The sequence below is a fragment of the Streptomyces sp. NPDC085524 genome (genome assembly GCF_044541755.1).
In the GTDB taxonomy this organism is placed as follows: domain Bacteria; phylum Actinomycetota; class Actinomycetes; order Streptomycetales; family Streptomycetaceae; genus Streptomyces.
Map to the genome: position 1 here is coordinate 93,846 of NZ_JBITTH010000032.1, position 11,151 is coordinate 104,996.

Below are 11,151 nucleotides of genomic sequence, written 5' to 3' on the forward strand. Positions count from 1 at the left end.
CGTCGGAACCATCCGCTTTCCGACACGGTGTCACCAAAATGGAACCCCGAGTGTCATCCGCCGGATGTGCGTGCCGGGCTGCATTCGACGATCTCTCGCGCTGCCCGCAGTCTGCTGGGGTGGTCGCCGACGAGTCTGGTGGTGATGAGGATTGCATTGAGGACGGAGACGCCCCGGTCCTTCAGGTGTTCCTGGACGGTGTCCATCTCAGTGCCTGCCGCAAGCAGGTCGCGGCATTCGTCGATGTGGTCGGCGATCTCCTGCGCACGCTCGGGGGACAGCCCGCCGACCGAGGCGAGGAGTTCTTCTGCGGTGGCACTCGGCATGCCGGGGATCCTACGCCCTTACCGCAGAACCCCGTTGCCGGCTGTCGAGCCAGCGTGAGATCATCGAGGTTCAACGGTCCGTCCCCTTTCGTTTGCGGTTCGACACGCAAAGGGAAGAGTGCGGACCGCTGTCATGTCCCCGGTCGAGCAACCCACCGAGATCTGCAAATGGCAGGTACCGCGATGTACACAACAGATCCGACCGAAGCCCGCATCGAGGATGCGAGCAACCTCTTGGTCGCTCCTGCGGCGTTGCAGGACGATGACTTGATCAGGGACTTCTTCGGGTCCGCGATCACGCCGGAGGACCTTGCGTCCGGCTCGCTCGACCTCACGCAGAAGACCGTCTACCTGTGCGGCGATCTGTCGGGGATCAGCAGTCCGCAACTGCACTCGGCTGACCGGGTATTCGTCGTCCGGGAGCTGTCCCACGGTTACAGCGAGCGCGCCGACCAGCCCTGGACCGTCGTCGGCCTCGGCCGGGTTCCCATCCGGGTGCACGGCGTCGGCGTGCACTACCGCGGCTTCTTCGGACTCGACGCCGATCACTTCGGACGGATCCGTGCGGAGCACGCGTTCCAGTCCCTGACGGAGTCCACCAAGCCCGGGACCGCCCACCGCAGCGGAATCTATCTGACGCCCGTGACGCGAGACGGCGACGAACTGCATTTCCGGCTGCTCCGGTGCTCCACGAATCTCTCGGGGCCGACGGAAGGATTCCGCCCGACCGACACGCACATCGTCGAGGCACTGAACCGCGAGGCCGCCGTCGTCTTCCGGAACCAGGCACCGCTGAATCACGTCCTCGCGCAGGTCTACCACAACACCGTCGCCACGGCCGAGCGCAAGCAGTCCAAGGCCAGGATCTCGTCCCATGCCGACAAGACCAAGGACATGCCGGCCAATGGAATCATGGCCTTCTGCACCTTCTATGACGGGCTCGACAAACTGCAACCCCTCGCCGAGGACCCCTTCGACTACGGTGTGAAGGGGGTCAGCGGGCTCACCGAACTCCGCTTTCGCCTCAAGGAGCCGGCCGGCGAACGCGGTGGGGTCGCGCTGCCCGAGAAGTTCACCGTGACTCTCCACCCCGGGTCCGTGTTCTTCATGCCGCTGTCCACCAACCGTCTGTACACGCATGAAATCCGGCCCTCAACGCTGGGCGCCGAGTTGCTGCCGACGCGCCTTGGATACGTGGTGCGCTGCTCGAGTGCCGAAGCCGTTCACAAGAACGCCCACACGTACCTCAAGGTGGACGGAGACCTGGTGAAGCTGGAGCCGCCCACAGAGGAAGGCATGGACGAACTGCGCAGGTTGTACGCCGAGGAGAACAGGACCTCGTCCTTCATCGACTACGGGGACGAACTTCTCTTCAGCATGAACACGGGAGACTACGTTGCCCCTCGAGTCCAGGATCTCGGATGAGATCATCTCGTGCGCTCTGCCGGCCGAGGAGGACCTCTTTGCAGAGCTGTCCGCGTCGACCCGTTGGGAGGAACTGGGAAGAGGCCGGCGAGGCGCCGTGCTCACCAAGGCCGACGCGGCGGGTGGTGTGCCTCTGGTGCGAACCACCACGCGGTTCGGCAGTCCGGCCCAGCGTTTCCAGGCGGTGCACGAACGGCTGGCGCAACGGATCCAAGAACGTGCGGAGCTGGCGCCCGGCTTCAACAACGCTCTCATCGAGAGCTACACGAACGCCTACAGAACCATGGGCGGTCATTCCGACCAAGCCCTTGATCTGGCCGACGATTCGTTCATCGCCGTCTTCTCCTGCTACCGGCATCCCGAAGCGGGAGCGCCGAGGAAGCTGATATTCGAATCGAAGGAGACCGGTGGCGAGAAGTTCGAAATCCCTCTCGTCCACAACGGCGTCGTCGCGTTCTCCGTCGACTCGAATCGGCGACTCAGGCACAAGATCGTGCTGGACGCGCCCGTCCAGACGGCGGACAACCCGTGGTTGGGCGTGACCTTCCGAACATCGAAGACCCTCGTCCGGTTCCGCGACGGAGAGGCGTTCCTCCCGCAGGGTCCGCGTCTCACCTCCGCCGACGATGAGCAGCAGCACGAGTTCTACCGACTGCGGCGCCGCGAGAACAAGGAATCGGACTTCAAGTATCCCTTGCTGACGTACACCATCAGCGACAGCGATCTGATGCCGCCCGTCGCACTGCGGTGACGCCTGGGACGCTGTCAGGGGGCGAACAGGACCTTGACCGCGCCGTCCTGCTTCTTCCGGAACCGTGCGTAGGCGTGCGGTGCGTCGGCCAGGGGAAGCCGGTGGGTGGCGAAGTCCTCGACGCCCAGGGATGCTGACCCGGCTGCTCGACGGCGAAGAGCCGGCCGGTGAGGAGGTCCGCTTCAGCGTGCTCGGGTGAGATCCGCACCGTCCATCTGGTGGGCCACCCCGTCATCGCTCGACGCGGAGCGCCGCTACCGGTGGGCGTGCGCGGGCCACCCGGCACCCCTGCTGCTGCGCGACGGCTGCGCCTAGGCCCTCGGCACGGACCACCGGGGGCCGCTGCTCGGCCTACTGCCCGGACACGCGTACGCGACCGCCGCCATCGCCCTGCGGCCGGGCGACCTGCTGCTGCTCTCCACCGACGGCATGGTCGAGCGGCGCGGGGAGGACGCCGTGCCCGGTGAGCGAGTGATCATGGCACGAGCGGGTAGCGGCAGAGGGTGATCACCGTCGGTGTCGAGGAAGAGTACTTGCTGGTGGACCCGGCCAACGGGCTGCCCGCACCGTTCGTCGAAGGCGTACGCCGCACGGCGGGCCTGGGCCCGCTGGCAGAGCGCGACGAGGTCCAGGACGAGTTGCTGCAGGCCCAGATCGAGGTGGCCACACCGGTCTGCTCCGACCTGGAGGAGGTCGGCGGGCACCTGCTGCGCCTGCGCCACGCCGTCGGCTCGGCGGCGGAGGAGAACGGCTGCCGGATCGCGGCCACGGGCGCGGCTCCCCTGCGAGGGGCTCGGCCGGTCCCGGTGACGCTGTCGTCGCGCTACCTGCGGATGGAGCGGGAGGCCCGCCGGCTGGTCGACGAGCAGCTGATCAGCGGGATGCACGTGCACGTGGCGGTCCCCGACCCCGAGACGGGGGTCGCGGTGCTGAACCGCATCCGCGGATGGCTGCCGACGCTGCTGGCCATGTCGGCCAACTCGCCGTTGTGGGAGGGGCAGGACACCGGTTTCGCGAGCTGGCGCACGATCGTGTTCGGGCGGTGGCCCGTCAGCGGGCCGCCCCCGTACTTCGACGGGTCGGCCGACTACGAACGGCGTCTGGATGCGCTCGTGGCCTCGGGCGTGATCGTCGACCGGGGGCAGGTGTACTGGCAGGCGCGGCTCTCCGAGCGCTATCCCACCGTGGAGGTGCGGTGCCTGGACGTGCAGCTGGGAGCCGAGGAGGCCGTCATGCTCGCGGGCACCGTCCGGGCGCTGGTCGCCACCGCGATCGCCGACGAGAAGGCGGGCCTGCCCATGCCCCGTCCGGTGCCGGAGCTGCTCCAGGCCGGGAACTGGCACGCGGCCCGGCACGGCCTGAACGGCGACCTCGTGGATCCACAGGGCCGGCCGCGCAGCAGTGGCGACGTCCTGTGCTCGCTCCTGCAGTACATCACCCCCGCCTTGGAGGAGGCCGGTGATCTGCGGCAGGTGGGTTCCCTCGTGCACCGGCTGCTCCAGGAGGGCACCCCCGCGGACCGTCAGCGCCGGGCTCTCGCCGAAGGCGGACTGCCGGGACTCCTCCGACTGATCACCGGCGCGACCGCGTCCGACTGAGCCCGGCCCGGGCCGACCCCGCCACCGCCTCACCCGGCCGGATCCGCCGCGCCGGAGGTGGCTTTCGGCCATTTCGCCGCAGATCCGACGCGGAGCTGTGCGAGCGGGGTTTTCGGGGGCAGGCGAGGTCTGTCCACAGCCGTGCGCCGCCCTCCGGCCCTCCGGCCCTCCGGCCTGACGACGGGCCGGGCGGTGCTCCGTCCAAGGAGGTTCCATCATGCTGATCACCGTGACACGCACCGGCGGGTTCGCGGGCCGGGAGTCGACTGCCGTCCTGGACACGGACTGCCGAGCCGACGGTGCCGAGCTGGAACGGCTGGCCGAGGCGGCACTCAGCAGTGAGGGTCCCGCCGGGCAGGGGTCCGTGCCGGACGGCTTCAGTTACTTCGTCCAGGTCGACGGCAAGCTGGTGCAGTTACAGGATCCGTACCTCACCGAGGAGCAGCGGAAGCTGATCGACGCAGTTCTGGCCGAAGCGGTCTGAGCGGACCCGCACGCCCGACCGCGGGTTCGAGGCGCCGTACCGGCCCGGCAAGGGCCGGTACGGCAACCGGCGGACCGTCCGGCCGCACCACTCCGGATCCGTACCGGGGCCGGCGGTCCGTGGCGGCGGAGTGACTCCTGGTCACACGTCCTCCGGTTCCTCCTCGATCACGTGCATGGCCGCCTCCTCCGCCGAAGCGGCCCCGCCGTCGATCCCGGAGTCGTGGGCCAGCACGGAGATGTGCCGCACCTGCGGCCCCTCGTCGGCCGGTGCCATCCGGCCGGCCCGCTCCCGGCCCGCCGTGGATGCGTCACCCCCCGGATCGCCGGTCACGTCGTCGCTCCCGGGGGCTCTGGCAGGCCCCCAGGGGATGACGTGTGCGTCGTCGGCCATGGCGTCCGCCTCCGGCTCCTCCTGCGCGAGCCGTTCGTCGAGCGTCTCGCCGGTCTGCTGTTCCCCGGCTGTGGTGCCGTGCCGGGTGGCTGCGACGGGGCGGTCGGGCGGTGAGTACCCCGTGTCCAGGGTCTGGTCGAGATCGGGTTCGCCGAGGGCGTTCTCCATGTCCGGCTGCGATTCGCCGGGCTCCGCGTCCTGCTGCGGCTGGTGGACGTCGTCCCCTCTGGCGTCGCTTCCGTTCATGGCCGTCGCCTCCTCGGTTCCTCGTCGGCCTCTGCGTGGTCCCCGTGTCCGGCGGAACGGCCCGCCTCGAAGAGACCGATCATCCGGTCCATGAGGTCGTCGAAGCCCTCCCACGGAATCGCGGGCGCCCCGGTGGCGTGCTGGACTCTCCTGTGCGGGTGGCTGCCGCGTGCTGACGTCACGGTGGCCTCCTCTCATGGCCCCGGTGCCGCGCTCCCGACGGTGGGTCGCAGCGGAGTCCTGGGACGCGTGCGCCTTCCCCGGATCGGTACGTTCATGCCGCCGGCCGGGCGCGGGGTTCCGGCCCCACCGGTCACGGTTCCCGGCGGCCGCTCACGCGCCGCACCGCGCGGTGGATCCGGCCGCCGTCCTCGTGGCGCAGCCGGGAGTGCCGGTCCAGCTCCTCCATGAGCCGCTGGGACCGCTTGTCCACGTCGAGTTCGTCCAGTACTCGGTCCACATCGGCGAGCAGAGCCCCGTACAACTGCCACTGAGCGGGTGAGCTGCGCAGCTGCTCCAGCAGCAGGCCGGCCAGGAGGTCGCGGCTCTCGCGTGCCATCCCCAGCTCCCGCATGAGCCGGTCCTCCTGCTCCTCGGCATTGGTGCTGACCTGAGCGGTGATCAGCCGGGAGAAACTGTGCACGGCGAGCGCCATGTGCCCGAACAGCTCCCGCAGGGCCGAGGCCACCGCAGGAGCGAACATGGGCTCGTCCGCACGGGCCTTCGCCAGGTCGGTGAGCGCCCGCGCCGAGACGCGGAGCACGACCGCGCAGATCTCGAGCGTGTCCAGCCCCGTGCGCAGCACCAGCCGGAACATCAGCCCCTCCCGTACCCGGGGGTTCATGCGCAGGCTGTCCTCCGCCTGGCGCAGGGCGGAGTCGACCCCGGCGATGTCGTTGTCGAGCCGCCGTGCCTCGTGCAGCCGGGACGCGGCATCGGCGACGGTGGTACGGCCGGTGAGCTCGTGCGCCATGCCGGTCATCAGGGCCGCCATGCGGGCGGCGAGGTCGTCGATCGCCCGGCTGGCGGGCTCCACCCAGACGGGCGGGGCGACCAGCAGGTTGAACGCCAGGCCGACCACCGCGCCGATGAGCGTCTCCAGCACCCTGTCCCAGGCGGTGTCCGCCACCCGTGTGACACCGAGGACCAGCATCGCGCTGATCGCGACTTCCGGGACGAACTCGTCCACCCGCACCAGGTGCCCGACCACCAGCGAGGCCAGGATGACCAGCCCGAGGCTCCACCAGGTCAGGCCCACGAGCGCGCTGAAGCCGATGGCGATCAGCACCCCCGCCACGACCGAGTTCACGCGGCGTACCCCGGTGGTGAGCGTGGAGTACAGGGTCACCTGGACCACGAGCAGGGCCGTGAGCGGGGCAGTGAGCGGTGCCGGCTCACTGCTCAGCTGGAGCGCGACGACGTACGACACCACGGCGGCCCCGGTGGAACGGACGCTCTGCACCACCACGGGGTCATGCCGTCTGCTCAGCAGCCGGTGCAAGGGACGGTGACCGGGAGGCGGGGGCGGTGCGTCGTGGGGCATACCCTTCCCCCTTCCCCGCATGGCTCCGCGATCACACTGCGGGGCCATGGAGGCGGGCCGGGGCCGGTCCGTGCACGCCGCCGACCACCGGCCCGCCGGCGGCGGCATCGGCGGTGAGGACGGGGCGCCGGGGCTTAAGCGGCGGGTGGGCCGGGCAGGCGCCCCACGAGCCGACCGCCCGTCCCGCCGGGCCGCACGGCACCGGCCGGACGGGCACAGGAGTGAAGAACCATGGTGTACGTGGCGGAGCCCTCCGAGGAGAGGGCTGTCGAGGGACGACGGCCTTGCAGCAGCGCCGGGGGTGCCCCGTGTGCGGCCTGAGCGGTGAGCTGCGGTGGGACGGTGGCCGCCCCGATCTGGCCGCCGTGGAGCGGATGACGGACGCACTGGAGCGGAGGGGGCCGGACGGCCGGGGCGCGTGGTCGCAGGGAGCGGTCGCCCTGGGGCACCGGCGGCTGAAGATCATCGATCTGTCCGAGCGTGGCGGCCAGCCCATGACCGACCCGCACCTGGGCCTCACCGCAGTCTTCAACGGCTGCGTCTACAACCACCGCGAGCTGCGCGTCCGCCTCGAGGGCATGGGACACCGCTTCTTCTCGGAATCCGACACCGAGGTGCTCCTCAAGGCCTACGCCCAATGGGGCCGACGGTGCGTCGATTTCCTCGTCGGAATGTTCGCCTTCGTGGTGGCGGAGCACCGCACGGGCCGAGTCGTACTCGCCCGGGACCGGCTCGGGATCAAGCCCCTGTACGTGACCGAGGACACCGACCGCCTCCGGTTCGCCTCCTCCCTCCCGGCCCTGCTGGCGGGCGGGGGAGTGGACACCTCGGTCGACCCGCTGGCGCTCCACCACTACCTGAGCTGGCACGGCACGGTGCCCGCGCCCCGGACCGTACTGGCCGGGGTCCGCAAGCTCCCGCCCGCCACCGTCCGCGTGATCGAGAGCGACGGCTCCCACGAGGACCACTGCTACTGGCAGCCGTCGTACACCCGCCGGCCCGAACTCGGCGAGGACCCGGCACTGTGGCGGGAAGCCGTGCACGACGCCCTGCGCACGGCGGTACGGCGGCGCACGGTCGCGGACGTCCCCGTCGGCGTGCTCCTGTCGGGCGGACTCGACTCCAGCCTGATCGTGGCCCTGCTCGCCGAACAGGGACAGGACGGCCTCGCCACGTTCGCCATGGGCTTCGAAGCGGAGAACGGCGAGGACGGCGACGAATTCCCCTACTCGGACCTCGTCTCCCGGCACTTCGCCACCGAGCACCACCGGTACAGGGTTTCCTCCGACCGGCTTCCGGCGGCATTGCGGGCCGCGATCGGCGCCATGAGCGAACCCATGGTCAGCCATGACGCCGTCGCGTTCCACATGCTGTCCGAGCAGGTCGCGAACGAGGTCAAGGTGGTCCTCTGCGGCCAGGGCGCGGACGAGGTGTTCGCCGGCTACCACTGGTACCCGCCGATCGCCTCGGCCTCCCGGCAGCACGCCGCCGACGCGTACGCCGATGTGTACACCGACCGGAGCCATGACCGGCTCACCGAGATGCTCCACCCCGACGCCGCCCCGGCCCACGACGCCTCCATGGCATTCGTCCGGTCCCACATGGGCGCCCCCGGCGCCGAGACGTCCCTCGACGCGGCCCTGCGGATGGACATCCACGCGCTCATGCCCGACGACCCGGTCAAGCGGCTCGACAACATGACCATGGCATGGGGCCTGGAGGCGAGGGTGCCGTTCCTGGACCACGAACTGGTCGAACTCGCCGCTGCCTGCCCGCCCGAGCTCAAACTGGCGCACGGCGGCAAGGCGGTGCTCAAGGACATCGGACGCAAGGTCCTGCCGCCGGGCGTCGTGGACCGGCCCAAGGGCTACTTCCCGGTGCCGGCGGTCCGCAACCTGGCCGCGCCGGTACTGGAACACGTACGCGAGGCGCTCGCCGCCCCCGAAGCGCGCCGGCGCGGGATCTTCGACCAGGCGTACGTGGCCGACCTGCTGGCAGCCCCCGGCCGGCACCGCGCCCGACGCGGGGCCAGCACGCTGTGGCAGGTGGCCTCCCTGGAGATCTGGTTGCAGGCGCACGGTATCCACTGATCCGAGCGATCCTGGAAGGATGCGAGCCGTGGAAAGGCGGACATGCCCTTGGAGCGCACCGAGTCCCCGGGCCGTTTCGGCACGACCCCCGCTGCCCGCGCTCCCGCACCCGCGCAGGTGTCGGACGACCACCCGGCGGATCCGCCGACGGTGCTCCCCGCCCACGGGTGCTGGTACCCGTCGGCCGACCCCGGCGGTGAGCACGTGGCGTTCATCTGTGACCGCACGGGCGTACCGCAGCTCTGGCGCGGGCCCGCCCGGGGCGACGACGCCCACGTCCTGGACGCAGGCCCCGACCCGGTGACGGAGGTGTCGTGGTCCCCGGACGGGCGCTGGATCGCCTACACCGTGGCACCGGGCGGCAGCGAGCACACCAGGGTCCTGGCGGTGCGCCCGGACGGCACCGGCCGCCGTGTGCTCGCGGGTGCCGAGCCGGGCGGCTCCGCCCACCTCGGCTGCTGGACCCGTGACGGCGCAGCCCTGGCCGTCACGGTCAGCAGGCCGTCCGCGGCGGGACGGGGGCACGGCGGGGCCGGACACCTCGCCGAGGACGGCGGTCAGGCCGCAGCGGGCAGGGCGGGCGGCCTCGAACCGGAACGGACCGGACGAGGCGGCCCCGCGACCCTCCTCGACACCGGAGCTGCGGCCCGGCCCGCCGGGCAAGCCGCGGAGACCGGCGCCGAGGGCGGGCTCGCCGCCTACCTGGTCGACCCGGACGGCACGGACGCCCCCGTCCTGCTCTTCGGCGAGAGGGGCGCCGCCGCCCTGCGCGTGTGCGACATGAGCGCGGACCGACGCTTCGCGCTGGTCCGCCGAGGCCCGCGGGGCCACCGGGAGGCGCTCGTACTGGACACCTCGTCGGGCCGCACCACCTTCTCGGTGCGCGTCGCCGACGGCGACCCCTGGATCGGCCGGTTCTCCGCCGACGCGCGGACGCTGTGGCTGCGGAGCGACACCGGGCGCGAGTTCGCGGCCCTGCTCAGGGTCCGGCTCGACGCACACGGGGCGACCCGGGGGCAGTCCTGGGCCATCGGGCGCGAAGGGTCCGGCCTGGACCTGCTGGCCGTCCCCGACCACGGCCGGTGGGCCCTCCTCGCCTGGAACGCCCACGGCGCGACCGAACTGGAGAGCGTCGGTCTGCCCACCGCAGCCGCGGAGGACGGCGTCGGGCCGTGGGCCCGTCCGGTCCTTCCGCACGAGGTGGTGACCCGGTTGGCGGCGGTCGGACACGGCGGCGTGTTCGCCGCGTTGTCCGGTTCGCAGCGGAGGCCGGGCATCTGGGAGCTCGGAGGCGGCTTCACCCCCGCGCGGACCGGCTGGACGGCCCCCGACCGGCGGGCCGCCCCGCCCGGACGGGCTCCCGTACGCCCCGTGCCCCTGCGCTGCCGCGCCCGGGACGGGCTCGTACTCGGAGGGTGGTACTACAGGGCGCCGGATCGCGACCCCGACCGGCCCGCCCCCTGCGTGATCCACCTGCACGGCGGTCCGGAGGAACAGGAACGGCCGGTGTTCGACCCCGTCTACCACGAGCTCCTCGGCCGCGGCCTGGACGTCTTCGCCCCCGATGTCCGCGGCTCGTCAGGCTGGGGCCGCAGCTTCGTGGACGCCGACCTGGGCACCGGCAGGTTCGCTGCGATCGACGACATCGCGGACTGCGCCGCACACGCCGTCGAACTGGGCCATGCCGACCCGCTGCGGCTCGGCGTGATGGGCCGCTCGTACGGCGGCTACCTCACCATGGCCTCGCTGGTCCGGCACCCGGAGCTCTTCCGGGCGGGAGTCGCCGCCTGCGGAATGTCCGACTTCGCAACGTTCTTCGCCGGCACGGAACCGTGGATCGCGCAGTCCGCCGCCGCGAAGTACGGCCACCCGGAACACGACCGCGAGCTGCTGCGCGCCCTGTCCCCGATGAGCCGTGTCCACCAGCTGCGGGCCCCCGTCCTGGCGATCCACGGCGAGCACGACACCAATGTGCCGCCGACGGAATCGGAACAGTTCGTCCGCGCGGCCCGGGAGCGGGGAGTCGAGGCGGAACTCCTGACACTGCGCAACGAAGGCCACGACTTCCTGCGGGCGGACAACCGCCGCACCTACCGGCGCGCCGCCGCGGATTGGCTGCAGCGCCACCTGCTCGCCACGAGGCCCGCGCCCTGAGACAGCAGGGTCACGACCGTAAGCGGACGGTGAGATTCGGGGCCCTTGCCGGTGAGGCGCCCCACAGGACCCAGGTCACATACGAGCCGGGCTAGTAGTCCCTGAGCGTGCCGCACGGCCTTCCCCTCACCGGCCCGCTGC

10 protein-coding genes and 1 pseudogene are annotated in these 11,151 nt (G+C 71.4%); 7 read left to right on the forward strand and 4 right to left on the reverse strand.

Annotated features, from left to right (window positions below; all coding sequences use genetic code 11):
* Positions 1–53 precede the first annotated feature (53 nt).
* Positions 54–326, reverse strand: a complete 273-nt coding sequence (locus tag ACIGFK_RS35825; protein ID WP_400055203.1) for a hypothetical protein — start codon at positions 324–326, stop codon at positions 54–56.
* Positions 327–509: 183 nt separating this feature from the next.
* Here ACIGFK_RS35825 and ACIGFK_RS35830 point away from each other — a divergent pair, with 183 nt between their 5' ends.
* From ACIGFK_RS35830 to ACIGFK_RS35850, 5 genes and pseudogenes are all read left to right on the forward strand, one after another.
* Positions 510–1,751 carry a hypothetical protein gene (locus ACIGFK_RS35830; protein ID WP_386468348.1) on the forward strand — a complete coding sequence of 414 codons (1,242 nt, stop codon included), beginning with the start codon at positions 510–512 and terminating at the stop codon, positions 1,749–1,751.
* Positions 1,723–2,502 (forward strand): hypothetical protein, encoded by a 780-nt coding sequence (locus tag ACIGFK_RS35835; protein ID WP_386468223.1) that lies wholly within the window; start codon positions 1,723–1,725, stop codon positions 2,500–2,502. The genes ACIGFK_RS35830 and ACIGFK_RS35835 overlap by 29 nt, the downstream gene beginning before the upstream one ends.
* A 339-nt stretch (positions 2,503–2,841) precedes the next feature.
* A pseudogene (locus ACIGFK_RS35840) lies at positions 2,842–3,009 on the forward strand (SpoIIE family protein phosphatase); the annotation flags it as partial.
* Positions 3,006–4,100 carry a glutamate--cysteine ligase gene (locus ACIGFK_RS35845; protein ID WP_376658042.1) on the forward strand — a complete coding sequence of 365 codons (1,095 nt, stop codon included), beginning with the start codon at positions 3,006–3,008 and terminating at the stop codon, positions 4,098–4,100. The pseudogene ACIGFK_RS35840 and the gene ACIGFK_RS35845, both read left to right, overlap by 4 nt.
* Positions 4,101–4,317: 217 nt before the next feature.
* On the forward strand, positions 4,318–4,584 hold the full coding sequence (locus ACIGFK_RS35850; protein ID WP_386468219.1) for a protealysin inhibitor emfourin: 267 nt from the start codon (positions 4,318–4,320) through the stop codon (positions 4,582–4,584).
* Between the two features lie 141 nt (positions 4,585–4,725).
* Here the strand turns inward: ACIGFK_RS35850 and ACIGFK_RS35855 are convergent, their stop codons facing one another.
* From ACIGFK_RS35855 to ACIGFK_RS35865, 3 genes are all read right to left on the reverse strand, one after another.
* Positions 4,726–5,223 carry a DUF5709 domain-containing protein gene (locus tag ACIGFK_RS35855; protein ID WP_376658044.1) on the reverse strand — a complete coding sequence of 166 codons (498 nt, stop codon included), beginning with the start codon at positions 5,221–5,223 and terminating at the stop codon, positions 4,726–4,728.
* The gene (locus ACIGFK_RS35860) at positions 5,220–5,405 is read right to left on the reverse strand and encodes a hypothetical protein (RefSeq protein WP_376658045.1); all 186 of its coding nucleotides are present in this window, start codon (positions 5,403–5,405) and stop codon (positions 5,220–5,222) included. Before ACIGFK_RS35860 ends, ACIGFK_RS35855 begins: the two co-directional genes overlap by 4 nt.
* Before the next feature lie 131 nt (positions 5,406–5,536).
* Positions 5,537–6,766 (reverse strand): aromatic acid exporter family protein, encoded by a 1,230-nt coding sequence (locus tag ACIGFK_RS35865; protein WP_376658046.1) that lies wholly within the window; start codon positions 6,764–6,766, stop codon positions 5,537–5,539.
* A 308-nt stretch (positions 6,767–7,074) separates the two neighbouring features.
* On the opposite strand from ACIGFK_RS35865, the gene ACIGFK_RS35870 reads away from it, so the two are divergent.
* Both ACIGFK_RS35870 and ACIGFK_RS35875 read left to right on the forward strand, forming a co-directional pair.
* The gene (locus ACIGFK_RS35870; protein WP_400055207.1) at positions 7,075–8,856 is read left to right on the forward strand and encodes an N-acetylglutaminylglutamine amidotransferase; all 1,782 of its coding nucleotides are present in this window, start codon (positions 7,075–7,077) and stop codon (positions 8,854–8,856) included.
* Positions 8,857–8,898: 42 nt separating this feature from the next.
* On the forward strand, positions 8,899–11,010 hold the full coding sequence (locus ACIGFK_RS35875) for a S9 family peptidase (protein WP_400055208.1): 2,112 nt from the start codon (positions 8,899–8,901) through the stop codon (positions 11,008–11,010).
* Positions 11,011–11,151 lie beyond the last annotated feature (141 nt).

Excerpts from the sequence above, each read along its gene's own strand:
- ACIGFK_RS35825 (WP_400055203.1), bottom strand. The coding sequence starts at position 326 with ATGCCGAGTGCCACCGCAGAAGAACTCCTCGCCTCGGTCGGCGGGCTG.
- ACIGFK_RS35830 (WP_386468348.1), top strand. The coding sequence starts at position 510 with ATGTACACAACAGATCCGACCGAAGCCCGCATCGAGGATGCGAGCAAC.
- ACIGFK_RS35850 (WP_386468219.1), top strand. The coding sequence starts at position 4,318 with ATGCTGATCACCGTGACACGCACCGGCGGGTTCGCGGGCCGGGAGTCG.
- ACIGFK_RS35855 (WP_376658044.1), bottom strand. The coding sequence starts at position 5,223 with ATGAACGGAAGCGACGCCAGAGGGGACGACGTCCACCAGCCGCAGCAG.
- ACIGFK_RS35865 (WP_376658046.1), bottom strand. The coding sequence starts at position 6,766 with ATGCCCCACGACGCACCGCCCCCGCCTCCCGGTCACCGTCCCTTGCAC.
- ACIGFK_RS35875 (WP_400055208.1), top strand. The coding sequence starts at position 8,899 with ATGCCCTTGGAGCGCACCGAGTCCCCGGGCCGTTTCGGCACGACCCCC.